At 60.0% G+C, this 13,257-nt stretch carries 14 protein-coding genes and 1 pseudogene; 10 read left to right on the top strand and 5 right to left on the bottom strand.

Going from position 1 to position 13,257, the window contains the following annotated elements:
• Positions 1-84 precede the first annotated feature (84 nt).
• Positions 85-516 (top strand): annotated as a pseudogene (locus V6F91_RS27515) (methyl-accepting chemotaxis protein); the annotation flags it as partial.
• Between the two features lie 211 nt (positions 517-727).
• Here V6F91_RS27515 and V6F91_RS17745 read toward each other — a convergent pair.
• Positions 728-2,152, bottom strand: a complete 1,425-nt coding sequence (locus V6F91_RS17745; protein WP_332766617.1) for an MFS transporter — start codon at positions 2,150-2,152, stop codon at positions 728-730.
• A 126-nt stretch (positions 2,153-2,278) separates the two neighbouring features.
• Complete coding sequence (locus tag V6F91_RS17750) at positions 2,279-2,719, bottom strand: PACE efflux transporter (RefSeq protein ID WP_332766619.1); 441 nt, start codon at positions 2,717-2,719, stop codon at positions 2,279-2,281.
• A gap of 122 nt (positions 2,720-2,841) precedes the next feature.
• Here V6F91_RS17750 and V6F91_RS17755 point away from each other — a divergent pair, with 122 nt between their 5' ends.
• Positions 2,842-3,714: a LysR family transcriptional regulator gene (locus V6F91_RS17755; protein WP_332766621.1), complete on the top strand. Its 873-nt coding sequence runs from the start codon at positions 2,842-2,844 to the stop codon at positions 3,712-3,714.
• A 114-nt stretch (positions 3,715-3,828) separates the two neighbouring features.
• On the opposite strand, the gene V6F91_RS17760 is transcribed toward V6F91_RS17755, so the two are convergent.
• Entirely contained in the window at positions 3,829-4,860 is a 1,032-nt protein-coding gene (locus V6F91_RS17760) for a LacI family DNA-binding transcriptional regulator (RefSeq protein ID WP_258448240.1), read from the bottom strand.
• A gap of 216 nt (positions 4,861-5,076) precedes the next feature.
• On the opposite strand from V6F91_RS17760, the gene V6F91_RS17765 reads away from it, so the two are divergent.
• Together V6F91_RS17765 and V6F91_RS17770 are read left to right on the top strand one after the other, a co-directional pair.
• Positions 5,077-5,610 carry a gluconokinase gene (locus V6F91_RS17765; protein ID WP_093099113.1) on the top strand — a complete coding sequence of 178 codons (534 nt, stop codon included), beginning with the start codon at positions 5,077-5,079 and terminating at the stop codon, positions 5,608-5,610.
• Positions 5,611-5,692: 82 nt separating this feature from the next.
• Positions 5,693-7,045 carry a GntP family permease gene (locus tag V6F91_RS17770; RefSeq protein ID WP_093099116.1) on the top strand — a complete coding sequence of 451 codons (1,353 nt, stop codon included), beginning with the start codon at positions 5,693-5,695 and terminating at the stop codon, positions 7,043-7,045.
• A gap of 179 nt (positions 7,046-7,224) precedes the next feature.
• Here the strand turns inward: V6F91_RS17770 and alaC are convergent, their stop codons facing one another.
• Positions 7,225-8,442 carry an alanine transaminase gene (alaC, locus tag V6F91_RS17775; protein ID WP_093099119.1) on the bottom strand — a complete coding sequence of 406 codons (1,218 nt, stop codon included), beginning with the start codon at positions 8,440-8,442 and terminating at the stop codon, positions 7,225-7,227.
• A gap of 138 nt (positions 8,443-8,580) precedes the next feature.
• Between alaC and V6F91_RS17780 the strand changes: the two genes are divergently transcribed.
• The 3 genes from V6F91_RS17780 to V6F91_RS17790 all read left to right on the top strand — a co-directional run bounded on the left by V6F91_RS17780 (position 8,581) and on the right by V6F91_RS17790 (position 10,373).
• On the top strand, positions 8,581-9,243 hold the full coding sequence (locus tag V6F91_RS17780; RefSeq protein WP_332766627.1) for a LysE family translocator: 663 nt from the start codon (positions 8,581-8,583) through the stop codon (positions 9,241-9,243).
• A gap of 69 nt (positions 9,244-9,312) precedes the next feature.
• Positions 9,313-9,798, top strand: coding sequence for a GyrI-like domain-containing protein (locus V6F91_RS17785; RefSeq protein ID WP_332766629.1), 486 nt, complete (start codon positions 9,313-9,315; stop codon positions 9,796-9,798).
• Between the two features lie 86 nt (positions 9,799-9,884).
• Positions 9,885-10,373 carry a GNAT family N-acetyltransferase gene (locus V6F91_RS17790; protein ID WP_332766631.1) on the top strand — a complete coding sequence of 163 codons (489 nt, stop codon included), beginning with the start codon at positions 9,885-9,887 and terminating at the stop codon, positions 10,371-10,373.
• 172 nt (positions 10,374-10,545) lie between these two features.
• Here V6F91_RS17790 and V6F91_RS17795 read toward each other — a convergent pair whose 3' ends face one another.
• Complete coding sequence (locus V6F91_RS17795; protein ID WP_332766633.1) at positions 10,546-11,031, bottom strand: GNAT family N-acetyltransferase; 486 nt, start codon at positions 11,029-11,031, stop codon at positions 10,546-10,548.
• 140 nt (positions 11,032-11,171) lie between these two features.
• On the opposite strand from V6F91_RS17795, the gene V6F91_RS17800 reads away from it, so the two are divergent.
• Genes V6F91_RS17800 through V6F91_RS17810 form a run of 3 tightly spaced genes read left to right on the top strand, consistent with a single transcriptional unit; the run spans position 11,172 to position 13,216 of the window.
• A complete protein-coding gene (locus V6F91_RS17800; protein ID WP_332766634.1) occupies positions 11,172-11,597 on the top strand; it encodes a YybH family protein in 426 nt (141 codons plus the stop codon).
• Positions 11,598-11,637: 40 nt separating this feature from the next.
• Positions 11,638-11,982 (top strand): YciI family protein, encoded by a 345-nt coding sequence (locus V6F91_RS17805; RefSeq protein WP_077574226.1) that lies wholly within the window; start codon positions 11,638-11,640, stop codon positions 11,980-11,982.
• On the top strand, positions 11,975-13,216 hold the full coding sequence (locus V6F91_RS17810) for an RNA polymerase sigma factor (protein ID WP_332766639.1): 1,242 nt from the start codon (positions 11,975-11,977) through the stop codon (positions 13,214-13,216). Before V6F91_RS17805 ends, V6F91_RS17810 begins: the two co-directional genes overlap by 8 nt.
• The last annotated feature ends 41 nt before the right edge of the window (positions 13,217-13,257 follow it).

The following is a 13,257-nucleotide window of genomic DNA, read 5'->3' on the forward strand; positions in this document are numbered from 1 at the left end:
GAATCGGCCCACAGCACCTCGGTACAAAACGACGCCTGCGCGCAAAAAGGCTCACAGGTGGTGCAGCAGACGGTGCAGATCATTCAGGACATTTCCCGTGACCTCAACGCAGCCGCGGTGAGTATCGATGCGGTGAGCAAACAGTCGGACATCATCGGCACCATCGTCCAGACCATTCGCGGCATCGCCGACCAGACCAACCTGCTGGCGCTCAATGCTGCCATCGAGGCCGCGCGCGCCGGCGAGCATGGCCGCGGGTTTGCGGTGGTTGCGGACGAAGTGCGCAGCCTCGCGGCGCGGACCAGCCAAGCCACCCTGGAAATTGTCGACGTGGTACGCCGCAACCACGACCTGTCACTGAGCGCAGTGTCGAGCATGCAATCGAGCCTGAGCCGCACCGGGCTGGGTGTGGAACTGGCGAACGAGGCGGGGGAGGTGATCCTGGAGATCCAGCAGGGTTCGCGGCATGTGGTGGATGCGATCAGTCAGTTCAATGAGACGTTGCAATTGAACTGACCCGTTTTCAACATCACCAATGACCCATGTGGGAGCGAGCCTGCTCGCGAAAGCGGCGTGTCAGCCAAGCATAAAGCGACTGATACAAAGCCTTCGCGAGCAGGCTCGCTCCCACATTTGATTCAAGGTGATCTTAAAAAGTCAAAGCGCAGCAAGAAACTTGTTCGCCGCGTTGCCCATCTCCTTCAGGATGCTGTCGCGCAGGCGCCGTTCAGCGATGGGCTATGTTTTCCAGCGCCAGATTACGCGTGCGCGGTCCAAAGCCTCCGATGGTCAACATCACGATCAACATGCTGCTGACAATAAACGCCAGCACGCCGGGCGTACCGAAGTTGTCGAGAAACAAGCCGATCAACAAGCTGCTGAACACCGTCGACAAACGACTGAACGAATAGCAAAAGCCGACCGCGCGGGCGCGGATGTTGGTCGGGAACAGTTCGCTCTGGTAGGAGTGATAACTGAAGCTCAGCCAGGCGTTGCAGAAGGTGATCATCACCCCACAGAAAATCAGCCCGACGGCACTGGTCTGCAGGGCGAACAGGGTGCCGAAGGTCATCGCGCCGAGGGCCGAGCCGACGATCTGCCATTTGTTCTCGAAGCGGTTGGCGAACTTGACGAACAACAACGGCCCGAGCGGGTAGGCGAGGGTGATGATGAAGGCGTACATCAGACTGTGGGTGACGCTCACGCCTTGACCTGAAAGCAGCGCCGGCAACCAGTTGCCGAAACCGAAGAAGCCGATCGCCTGAAAGATGTGGAAGACAATCAGCATCAGTGCGCGACGCCGGTAGGGCGGTTGCCAGATATCGGCGAAGCGGCCCTTGCCTTCGACATCGACGGGCACCGGTTCCGGCGCATCCAGCGCTTTGCCGTAATCCTTGGCGCAGCGCGCTTCGAGATGGTCGAGGATCCGGTTGGCCTCATCAAAGCGACCATGCTGCGCCAGCCAGCGCGGCGATTCCGGCAGACGCTTGCGCAGCCACCAGATAAACAGCGCAAACACCGCGCTGGCCAGCACCACCCAACGCCAACCGGAAATGCCGAACGGCGCTTGCGGCACCAGCCACCACGACATCAAAGCCACCGCCGGCACCGAGAGGAACTGCACGAAAAACGCAAAGGCAAACGCCGAGCTGCGCATGCGTTTGGGCACCAGTTCCGACAAGTAGGCGTCGATGGTCACCAGTTCGATGCCCAGGCCAATGCCCACCAGAAAGCGCATGCCGATAATGCCCAGCGCCGAGGTCTGGATGCCCATCAACACCGTCGCCACCGTGTACCAGATCAGCGCGAAGGTGAAGATCGCCCGGCGGCCGAACCTGTCTGCCAATGGGCTGAGCAGGCTGGCGCCGAGGAACAGGCCAAGGAACGTCGCCGAGGCGAATGCCGCCTGATCGGAAAAACCGAACACGCCCTGATTGCCGGTGGCAAACAGGCCGTCACGGATCAGGCCGGGGCTGATGTAGGCGGTCTGGAACAGATCGTAGAGTTCGAAGAAACCCCCGATCGACAACAGCGCCACCAGCCGCCAGATCGTCGCCACGGCGGGGAGGCGATCGATGCGGGCGGAAATCTCGGCGGCGCGTACCGGGTCGATGCCGTCGCTGGGCGCGGCGGCGAAGGCGTGAGCAGTCATGGGCAGATCCATTTTTTATTTGATGGAAAAGCTTAGCCTGCTATCGGAGTTCACGGATTGTGAATATCGGCGTTTAACAACGCACCACAACACTTTTCTCGCAATATTCGCTTACCAATTAACGATTTATGCTGCAGCGGCCGGATCCGGCAGTGCCGAGGCGGGCAAACCGAACACCCGGTCGAACAGCCAGTTGAAGGCAAACGTGTAGCACGGGATGAAAATGATCAGCGCCAGATCCAAAAGAAACGCCTGCACCAGGCTGATGTTCATCCACCAGGCGATCAGCGGAATCAGAAATACGATCAACGTCAGTTGAAAACCAACCGCATGGGCAATGCGCCGTTTGACCGTGCGGGTACGGGAGATCTGGCGGCTTTCCCAGCGTTCGAACAGCGAGGTGTAGATGAAATTCCAGGTTACAGCGATCGTGGTAATGATCACCGCCAACGGCCCGGTACTGCCCGGCGAGGTGCCGGACAGCAGCGCCAGACCGAGGGCGGAAAAGGTCATGCCGATGACTTCGTAAAGCGACACGTAGACCAGTTTGCGTTTGACGCCTTGCATGGGGATTTGCCTCTTTGTTGCCGAATTACAGCCAGCGGGGCTGGCGAAGGCGATGAAAGATAGCTTCAATAGAGCTGACAGAAAAAGTCAGCTCTTTTCAGTTTTGTTGATAGGTGTGCGGTTTGAATTTCAACAGCGACAGCATCGAATTGTTCCTTGCGGTGATCGAGCGCGGCTCGTTTTCCTCCGCTGCGCGTGCATTGGGCAAAGTCCCTTCGGCGGTGAGCATGGGCATTGGCAATCTTGAAGCCGAGCTTGGCTATCTGCTGTTCGATCGCAGTCATCGTGAACCGCAACCGACCGCCATGGCCCTGTCTCTGGTGCCGCACGCACGGCTGATCGCCGAGCAGCTCAAGCAGTTGCGAGTGCACGCCTTGGAATTGTCTCTGGGGCTGGAGAGCAAGTTGTCGATTGGCGTGGTCGCCGACATTGCCCGGCGTCGTTTGCTCGCGGCGATCAAGGTAATTGCCGAGCGCTATCCGCTGCTCGACATCGAAGTGCTGACGGCGCCGCAGGATGATGTGCTGGCGATGCTGCACAGCGGTCGAGTCGGTCTGTGCCTGGCGTTCGCCGGGTTGCGCATGAACGTGCTGGAGCGTTTCCAGTTTGTCGGCAATGAACGGATGATCGCCACGCTGGCGGCGGACAGCCCGATGTTGCAGGGCCAGGATGTGTTTCTCGAGGACCTGGTGCAGGTGCGGCAGATCATCGTCGCCAGCCGTGACCTGCCGATCAGCGAAACGCGCCCGCTGGTGGCGCAATCCTACTGGCGCACCGACAGCCTGGAAGCGGCGATGGATATGGTCGAGGCAGGTTTGGGCTGGGGTAATTTCCCGCTGTCGGTGGTGCAGCCACGACTGGACTCAGGGCGCTTGAAACGGCTGAATTTCCGCAACATCGAAAACGGTTTGGTGATGCCGGTGCATGCGGTATGGCTCAAGAGCCAGCCCTTGCAGAAGGGCGCCCAGGCCTTGGTTGACTTGCTCAGTCATTGAATCTGATAGAGATCCCCTGGGGGGGCGAGCCCGCTCGCGAAGCGGTGTATCAGTCGGCGTTTGCTTGTCTGGCACACCGCTATCGCGAGCAGGCTCGCTCCCACAGGTAAGGGGTCAGGTGCTCTCGCGAATCTTAAGCTCGAAACCCATGTCCTCCACCGGCCGCGGCACCTTGTTACCCGCCATCAGCGTCAGCATCTGTTCCGCCGCGCGTCGGCCGATCGCTTCGCGCGGGGTATTGATGCTGCTCAGGCGCGGCACCATGTGCTCGGACATCGGCAAGTCGTTGAAACCGAGAATCGCCACCTGCTCGGGGATCTTGATGCCATTGCGCAGCGCTTCGAGCAAGGCGCCCTGGGCGAGGTCATCGTTGCCAAAGAAAATCGCATCGACATCCGGATGCGCCGCCAGCAATTGCAGAAACAACTCGCCGCCCAGGCCCACCGATGAAGAGCGCGGCGTCAGCACTTCCAGATCCGGGTCGTAGCGGCCGGCCTTCTGCAACGCTCGGCGAAAGCCCTCACCGCGCAGCAGGGTGCGCTGATCGAGTTGTGCGCCGATGTAGGCCAGGCGTTTGCGTCCGCGAGACAGTAGATGTTCGGCGGCGGTTTCACCGGCGCTCAGTTGCGAGAAACCCACGCAATTGAGCCCGGCGCTGCTGTCGAGCTCCATCATGTACACGCAGGGAATATTGCTGGCCTCGATCATCCGCCGTGAACTCTCGGTGCGATCGAACCCGGTCAGCAGAAAGCCGCGCGGCTGATAGGCCATGTAATTGCGCAGCAGGTTTTCTTCTTCATCACGCGAATAGTGAAAGTTGCCGATCAGCACTTCGAAGCCCTTGGGCGTCAGCACCCGATGAATGGCTTCCAGCGTGTCGATGAACAACAGGTTGGACAACGATGGCACCAGCACGACAACCGAATGGCTCTGCGCCGAGGCCAGGGCGCGGGCGGCCGGGTTGACCACATAGTTGAGTTCGAGCGCGGCTTTCTGCACTTTTTCCACCAGTTCGGTGGCCACGGTGCTGACGCCGCGCAGGGCACGGGAGGCGGTAATCGGGCTGACGCCGGCCAGGCGGGCAACTTCATTAAGGGTGGGACGGCCGGTGGTGCGGGTATTTTTATCGTTCTTGGGGGAGGTCATCGGGCGGCTTGCCAAACAAAAATCAAGGCACTAAGGTAGCGCTGTCCTGATGCAGCTGCAAATGCGTGAGCGAGGTCCTGCCTGATCTTGGCTCTTTGGCGTTGGGAACGAACCTGCTGCAACCCAAAAAAACGACAAGAAGGCGTCGGCAACTTCTGCCTGTGCACTAGAGTCATAGCTAGCAAAGGTAGCGCTGTCTGCGCGCTGAGGTGTTATATGAGTCATCCCATCACCGCCCTGGTCATCATGGGCGTTGCCGGTTGCGGCAAGACGTGCGTCAGCGAGGCCCTGTGCCATTTGAGCGGCGCCACTGCCATTGAAGGCGATACTTTTCATCCGGCCGCGAACATCGAAAAGATGAGCGCGGGGATCCCCCTGAACGACGACGACCGTGCCGGCTGGCTCGACAGCCTGTGCGATGAACTGCGTCGCGTCGATGCGTCGGGCAAACGCCCGGTGCTGACCTGCTCGGCCCTTAAACATATCTATCGCGAACGCCTGCGCAGCGCCTTGCCGGGCCTGGGCTTCGTGTTCCTGGAACTGACCCCTGAAGTTGCCGCCGAACGTGTCTCGCACCGTCCGGGCCATTTCATGCCGGCCACGTTGATCGAAAGCCAGTTCGCCACCCTCGAATCGCCCAAGGGCGAGCCGCTGACTCTGGCGCTTAACGCCTCGGTGCACAGCGTTGAAGAGCTGGCACTGCAGGCTCATGTCTGGTGGCAGGCCCACGGTCTGAAACAGGCGGTATGAGTATGTTGAAAAAGACAGCGCTGTCCTTCCGACTTCTGTTCAACCCGCTTTAATAACAACAACAATCCAGGAGACACCCCCAATGTTCGGCATGTCCCACGAGACGTTCCTGCTGCTTGATGCAGTGGTCACGGTAATCGGTCTGATTATCCTGATCACCAAATTCAAGATTCACCCCTTCATCGCCCTGACCATCGCCGCCGCGTTCCTCGGCCTGACGTCGGGCATGCCGATCGGCACCATCATCAAAGCGTTCCAGGACGGCTTCGGTGGCGTGCTCGGTTTCGTCGGCATCATTCTGGCGCTGGGCACCATGCTCGGCAAAATGATGGCCGAATCGGGCGGGGCGGATCAGATTGCCCAGACCCTGATTCGTGCGTTCGGCAAGGACAAGGTCCAGTGGGCGATGATGTTCGCCGCGTTTCTGGTCGGCATTCCGCTGTTCTTCGAAATCGGCTTCGTACTGCTGATTCCACTGGTATTCATCGTGGCGCGCCGCACCGGTGTGTCGATCATCAAGATCGGTATCCCGCTGCTCGCCGGTTTGTCTGCGGTACACGGTCTGGTGCCGCCGCACCCCGGCCCGCTGCTGGCCATCGGCGTGTTCGGCGCTGACATCGGCAAGACCATTCTCTACGGTCTGATCGTTGCGCTGCCGACCGCGATCATCGCTGGTCCGATCTTCGGTACGTTCATCGCCAAGCACATTCCGGGTCACCCGAATCAGGAACTGGTCGATCAACTGGCCCGCGAAAACGATTCGACCGATCTGCCAAGCTTCGGCATCACCCTGGTCACCGTGCTGTTGCCGGTGTTCCTGATGCTGCTGAAAACCTTCGCTGACGTGGCGCTACCGGACGGCAACTTCTTCCGCACCTGGATGGACATGATCGGTCACCCGATCTCGGCACTGCTGCTGGCATTGCTGCTGTCGTTGTACACCTTTGGCTACAAGCAGGGCATCGGTTCCAATCAGATGCTCAAGTGGCTGGATGCGAGCCTGGCGCCAACCGCCGCGATCATTCTGATCATCGGTGCTGGCGGCGGCTTCAAGCAGATGCTGGTGACCAGCGGTGTGGGCGACGTGATCGGTCACATGGCGGTCAGCGCACAGATCTCGCCGATCCTGCTGGCGTGGCTGGTGGCGGCGGTGATTCGTATCGCCACCGGTTCGGCGACTGTGGCGACCATCACCGGTGCCGGCATTGTCGTGCCGGTAGTGGGCATGATTCCGGGCGTCAACCGTGAGCTGCTGGTACTCGCGACCGGTGCCGGTTCGTTGATCCTGTCGCACGTCAACGACGCCGGTTTCTGGCTGGTCAAGCAGTACTTCAACATGACCGTGGCCGAGACGTTCAAGACCTGGACCGCGATGGAAACCATTCTGTCGGTGGTCGGCCTGGGCTTTATCCTGCTGTTGTCGCTGTTCGTTTAAACAGCTTCTCGCAGGCACAAAAAAACCGCAGCGATGCGGTTTTTTTGTGGGTGGAGATATCACGTCTGAGCGCAAAACCCTGTGGGAGCGAGCTTGCTCGCGAAAGCGGTGGTTCAGTCAGTATTGATGTGGCTGACACGACGCCTTCGCGAGCAAGCTCGCTCCCACAGGGATTAATGTTAGCCGCCAGTTTTTGCGACTAAGCCATCCGCGCGGAACATCCCGCGAATCCCGCGCACGGCCTGGCGGATGCGGTCCTGGTTTTCGATCAGCGCGAAGCGCACGTGATCATCGCCATACTCGCCAAACCCCACTCCCGGCGAGACGCAGACCTTGGCCTCGGCGAGCAGTTTCTTGGCGAACTCCAGGGAACCCAGGTGCGCATACGCCTCGGGAATCTTCGCCCAGACGTACATTGACGCCTTCGGATTTTCGACCATCCAGCCCAGCTCATGCAGGCCTTTGACCAGTACGTTGCGGCGTTGGCGATACTGCTCGGCGATGTCGCGAACGCACTGTTGATCACCTTCCAGCGCAGCAATCGCGGCGACTTGCAGCGGGGTGAACGTGCCGTAGTCGTGGTAGCTCTTGATCCGTGCCAGAGCGTTGACCAGTTCCGGGTTGCCGACCATGAAACCGATGCGCCAGCCAGCCATGTTGTAGCTCTTGGACAGGGTGAAGAACTCCACCGCAATGTCCTTGGCGCCCGGCACCTGCATGATCGACGGGGCTTTCCAGCCGTCATAGACGATGTCGGCATAAGCCAGATCGTGGATCACCAGCACGTCGTACTGTTTGGCGAGGGCGATCACCCGTTCGAAGAAATCCAGCTCCACGCACTGCGCGGTCGGGTTCGACGGGAAGCCAAGGATCATCATTTTCGGCTTGGGAATCGAGCCGCGAATCGCCCGTTCCAGTTCGTCGAAGAAATCGACGCCCGGCACCAGCGGCACCGAACGCACCTGGGCACCGGCAATCACCGCGCCGTAAATGTGAATCGGGTAGCTCGGGTTCGGCACCAGCACGGTGTCGCCCTGATCAAGGGTCGCCAGCATCAAATGCGCCAGGCCTTCCTTGGAACCGATGGTGACGATGGCTTCGCTTTCCGGGTCGATATCGACTTCGTAGCGTTGCTTGTACCAGTTGGAAATCGCCCGGCGCAGGCGCGGAATGCCCTTGGAGGTCGAGTAACCGTGGGTGTCTTCGCGTTGGGCGACTTGCACAAGTTTTTCGACAATGTGCGGCGGCGTGGCGCCGTCGGGGTTGCCCATGCTCAAGTCGATGATGTCTTCGCCACGACGCCTGGCGGCCATCTTCAGCTCGGCGGTGATGTTGAAAACGTAAGGGGGGAGTCGATCGATGCGCGCAAAGCGGCGCGGCGAACCTTGTTCGGCCATTGTTGCCTCGGATAACGTAAGCGCCCGGAACCGTCCGAGCGACGCTGGTCACGGCGGTGACCTGTGGCGGACGATAAGGGTGCTGATGGCATACTGTCCAGCCTGTTTGTAAACATTTTTTCCGAAGGAAATCGGTCAATGGAATTCACCAGCGGCTTCTTGCTTAGCCTTTCTCTGTGCCTGGACATCGGCGTGGCCAACATCGCGATGATTACCCTGGCCATGCAGCGCGGGTATTTTCAGGGCTTTGCGCTGGGCCTCGGCACCTGCGTCGGCGATTTGGTTTATGCGGTGCTGGCGCTGGCCGGAATGACGGTTCTGCTGCAATACGAAACCGTGCGCTGGGTGCTGTGGATCGGTGGTTCGGCGCTGCTGATTTATTTTGCCGGGAAGATGATTTACTCGGCGATTCACCATGAAGCGCAGTTGGCGGCCACGGCAGAAGTGGGGCAGAACTCCCATCGCAAGGAATTTTTCCGGGGGATTTTTCTCGCCATGTCGTCGCCGAGTGCGATTCTCTGGTTTGCGGCGGTTGGCGGCACATTGATCGCCCGATCCGGCGGCAGTGGCGCGATTAGCTCGGCACTGTTTCTCGGCGGTTTCCTCTGCGCCGGGCTGCTGTGGTCGGCAGGTCTGTGCTTCGCCGCCAGCCACGGTGGCAAGCTGCTGGGGGACAAGCTGTTGCGCTACTCTTACCTGGCATCGGCGGCGATCTTCTGTTATTTCGCGGTCTACGTGATCCTTTCCGGTTATAACGAGTTTGTCGGTTCGGGCGCCGCCGAGCAGTTGCACACGCTGTAAACGAGCGAAACGGCTCGGGTTTTCTATACTCCCAGCCGAACCCACTTTTGTGTACCAAGGAGTCGCGCCATGGATGAGCAAACACACGTAGAAGTGGCAGAACCTCGCTTCGAACATGGGCCTTTTCTGCTGATTGCGGGATTCGGTGGACGATTCACGCAGGAGTCCACGGAAGACATTCCGGCGTTGTGGGAAAAACTCATCCCGCACTTGGGCAAAATCCCCGCGCAGGTGGGTGAAGTGACCTACGGCGTCTGCTGCAATGGGGACGGCGAGGGCGGTTTTGAGTACATCGCTGGTGTGCAGATCGACAAGCTTGATGATCTGCCGGAAAAATATCGCTGGGTTGAAATCCAGCCGCAGAAATATGCCGTGTTCGAGCACAAGGGATCACTGACGCGACTCCCCGACACCTTCCAGTACATCTGGAAAACCTGGCTGCCGCAGTCCGGCTACGAAGCGGCGGACGCCCCGGAATTCGAACGCTACAGCGCAGATTTCAATCCGAAACTGCTCACGGGCAAGCTGGAAATCTGGTTGCCGCTCAAACCCTGAGAGCTACCAATCGAGGCGGATCATGTCCGCCCCGGTTGATCTGCTTTATGCTTGGCAGCCTCAATTTCAATGATTTCCGAGTTGCCATGAACACCGTCATCCGTAACGTCACCGCCGCCGATCTGGACCGCTGCTACGCCATCGAAACCGTTGCCTACGAAGGCGACGAAGCCGCGACCCGCGAAAAGATCGCCACGCGCATTGCCACCTGGCCGGATGGTTTTATCGTCGCCGAGGTGGATGGCGAGGTGGCCGGTTTCGTCAATTCCGGCGCGGCGTTCGATGTGCAGATGTCCGACGAAGCGTTCAAGGAACTGATCGGCCACGACCCGAAAGGGCCGAACGTGGTGATCATGTCGGTGGTCGTGCACCCGGATTATCAGGGGCAGGGGCTGGCCAAGCGTTTGCTGGCCGAGTTCATCGAACGCATGCGCGGGATGGATAAAGCGACGATTCACCTGATGTGCAAGGAGCAACACATCCCGCTGTATGCCGGGTTTGGTTTTGCCTATATCAAACCCTCGGAATCCGACCACGGCGGCATGGCGTGGCACGAGATGACCCTGACCCTCTGATTCAACCCCGATCAAAACCTGTAGGAGTGAGCCTGCTCGCGATAGTGGAGTGTCAGACAACATCGATTTAACAAACACACCGCCATCGCGAGCAGGCTCACTCCTACAAAGGACCATGGTGTGTCAGTAGAGGGTTGTTGGCCAGAGTTCACGGATTCGGAATTTCACATATTCAGAAAAACAGCCCCATGCGCCGCTCGTACCCGATCCGGCCCTTGTACGCCTCGCCGCTGTCGACATAGCCATGTTTGACATACAGCGCGATGGCCGCTTCGTTGTCGGCATCCACCGACAGCTCCAGCCCTTTGACTTCCGGCCAGGCTTCACGCGCGACGGCGGGCAACGCTTGCAGACATGCCTTGCCGTAGCCCTTGCCTTGCGCGCGACGATCGACCTGCAACGCGTGCAATGTGGCGCTGTGTTCATTGGCCCAGTCGGGTAGCACCGGCGGACGCTTGAGCAGCAGAAACGCCACCGGCACCTCGTCCGCCAGCAGGGCGAAACCTTTTACGCCGGGGCCGGGTTTCGACAGCAGCGTGTGCAACGCACCGTGAATGTCGCCGGAGAACTTGATCTGTTCGGCATGGATTTCAATCGCCTCGACTTGCTGACGCTGCAAGGCGTTCAGGCTGTCGTACGGCACGAGTCTGGCTAACACGGGAATTTCCTTTTTCCTACAAAGAGTGAGCCTCGGATTCTAGCGATATTGGCGTCGTGAAATATTTTTGTTTGGCCTGTCGATCTGCGAAAAGCACAAACGACTAAGGGTGTCTTCCCACAGAAACCACGGAGAACACCATGAACGCACACAGCGAAATCCAGACCCTGATCAACACTTACCGCGAAGCGGTGATGACCAAGGACGTCGAAAAAGTCATGGCCCTGTACGCCGACGACATCGTCTCGTTCGATGCGATCAAGGCTTTGCAATTCAAAGGCAAAGTGGCGTACCGCGCGCATTGGGTCGAGTGCATGGAAATGTGCCCCGGCCCGCACGTTTTCGAGTTTCACGAAATCGCCATTGAAAGCGCCGACAACATTGCCTTCGCCCACTGGGTCGCCAACTGCGGCGGGACCAATGAAAAAGGCGAAATCCAGAGCTGCTGGATGCGCGTCACCGCGTGTTATCGGCAGGTCGACGGGGCGTGGAAAATCGTCCATGAGCATTGGTCGGCGCCGTTCGATCCGATGAGCGGCGCGACCCTGTTCGATGTGCAGCCCTGATCTTCAGCCATAGTTGAACCGTTCGAATCAGGAGAATGCCATGAAGTATTTATGCCTGGTCTACAGCGACGAGCGCCTGCTGCATTCGTCGCCCGACAGCCCCGAAGACGCCGAATGCTGGGCCTACGCCGAGTCGATCCAGGGCAGCGGGCGGATGGTTGCCGCCGAAGCGCTGGAGTCGGTGCAGACCGCCACCACGGTCAGAATGCGCAACGGCAAACTGTCGATCACCGATGGCCCGTTTGCCGAAACCAAGGAGCAACTGGCCGGGTTCTACCTGATCGACGCCAAGGATCTCAACGAAGCGCTGCAGGTCGCCGGCAACATTCCGGCTGCGCGGGTCGGCAGCGTTGAGGTACGACCGGTGCGGCAGTTGAATGTCTGAGGTGCGGGCGCGGGTCGAGCAGGTTTATCGCCAGGATTCGCGGCGAATTCTGGCGACGCTGATCCGCCTGCTTGGCGATTTCGACCTCGCCGAAGAAGCCTTGCACGAGGCGTTCTTCGTCGCGGTCGAGCGCTGGCAGCGCGACGGCGTGCCGGACAATCCGCGCACCTGGCTGGTCTCGACCGGGCGCTTCAAGGCGATTGATGTGTTGCGGCGGCGCGCACGGTTCAAAGCTTCGCAACCATTGCTGCTGGCGCAACTGGAAGAACTCGAACAGGCCGACTGGAGTGGCGAGGACGTGGAGGACGATCGCCTGCGGCTGATCTTCACCTGCTGCCACCCGGCGCTGGCGGCGGACGCGCAAGTGCCGCTGACGTTGCGCGAAGTCTGCGACCTGACCACCGAAGAAATCGCCCGCGCCTTCCTTTCCGCACCGGCGGCGATCGCCCAGCGCATCGTGCGCGCGAAAGCCAAGATTCGTGACGCGAAAATTCCCTATCAAGTGCCGACTCTGAAGGAATTGCCCGAACGCCTCGACAGCGTGTTGCGGGTGATTTATCTGGTGTTCAACGAAGGTTATTCGGCGTCGATCGGCCTTGAGCTGACCCGCGAAGATCTCACGCGCGAGGCCATTCGCCTCGGGCGCCTGTTGATGGAGTTGCTGCCGGAGCCGGAAGTAATGGGTTTGCTGGCGCTGATGCTGCTACACGAATCGCGGCGACCGGCGCGCACTTCGTCGAGCGGCGAGCTGGTACTGCTGGACGATCAGGATCGCGCCTTGTGGGACGCCGGGTTGATCACCGAAGGCTGTGCGCTGGTCGAGCGCGCGCTGAGCACTCGGCGGTTCGGCCCATATTGTTTGCAGGCGGCGATTGCCGCAGTACACGCCGAGGCGCCGAACGCAGCGCAAACCGATTGGGTGCAGATCGTCGGGCTGTATGACGTGCTGCTGCGGGCGCTGCCGTCGCCGGTGATCGAGCTCAATCGCGCGGTGGCGGTGGCCAAGCGCGATGGGGCGGGGGTGGGGTTGAGTCTGATTGAAGGGATTTTGCAGCGTGGCGAATTGCAGGATTACCACCTGGCGCATTCGGCACGGGCGGAGTTTTGTCGGCAGTTGGGGCGTGTGGCGGAGGCGCGCGAGGCGTATCAGCGGGCGTTGGCGTTGACCCGGCAGGAGCCAGAGCGGCGGTTTATTGAAGGGCGGCTTCTGGCGCTGGGAATGCCCTCACCCTAACCCTCTCCCAGAGGGAGAGGGGACTGATTGGGGGATATTGG

This window comes from Pseudomonas koreensis, from assembly GCF_036668835.1.
In the GTDB taxonomy this organism is placed as follows: domain Bacteria; phylum Pseudomonadota; class Gammaproteobacteria; order Pseudomonadales; family Pseudomonadaceae; genus Aquipseudomonas; species Aquipseudomonas koreensis_I.

Excerpts from the sequence above, each read along its gene's own strand:
- V6F91_RS17780 (WP_332766627.1), top strand. The coding sequence starts at position 8,581 with ATGGAATTCACCAGCGGCTTCTTGCTTAGCCTTTCTCTGTGCCTGGAC.
- V6F91_RS17760 (WP_258448240.1), bottom strand. The coding sequence starts at position 4,860 with ATGACCTCCCCCAAGAACGATAAAAATACCCGCACCACCGGCCGTCCC.
- V6F91_RS17800 (WP_332766634.1), top strand. The coding sequence starts at position 11,172 with ATGAACGCACACAGCGAAATCCAGACCCTGATCAACACTTACCGCGAA.
- V6F91_RS17785 (WP_332766629.1), top strand. The coding sequence starts at position 9,313 with ATGGATGAGCAAACACACGTAGAAGTGGCAGAACCTCGCTTCGAACAT.
- V6F91_RS17805 (WP_077574226.1), top strand. The coding sequence starts at position 11,638 with ATGAAGTATTTATGCCTGGTCTACAGCGACGAGCGCCTGCTGCATTCG.
- V6F91_RS17765 (WP_093099113.1), top strand. The coding sequence starts at position 5,077 with ATGAGTCATCCCATCACCGCCCTGGTCATCATGGGCGTTGCCGGTTGC.
- V6F91_RS17745 (WP_332766617.1), bottom strand. The coding sequence starts at position 2,152 with ATGACTGCTCACGCCTTCGCCGCCGCGCCCAGCGACGGCATCGACCCG.
- V6F91_RS17790 (WP_332766631.1), top strand. The coding sequence starts at position 9,885 with ATGAACACCGTCATCCGTAACGTCACCGCCGCCGATCTGGACCGCTGC.
- V6F91_RS17770 (WP_093099116.1), top strand. The coding sequence starts at position 5,693 with ATGTTCGGCATGTCCCACGAGACGTTCCTGCTGCTTGATGCAGTGGTC.
- V6F91_RS17810 (WP_332766639.1), top strand. The coding sequence starts at position 11,975 with ATGTCTGAGGTGCGGGCGCGGGTCGAGCAGGTTTATCGCCAGGATTCG.
- alaC (WP_093099119.1), bottom strand. The coding sequence starts at position 8,442 with ATGGCCGAACAAGGTTCGCCGCGCCGCTTTGCGCGCATCGATCGACTC.
- V6F91_RS17750 (WP_332766619.1), bottom strand. The coding sequence starts at position 2,719 with ATGCAAGGCGTCAAACGCAAACTGGTCTACGTGTCGCTTTACGAAGTC.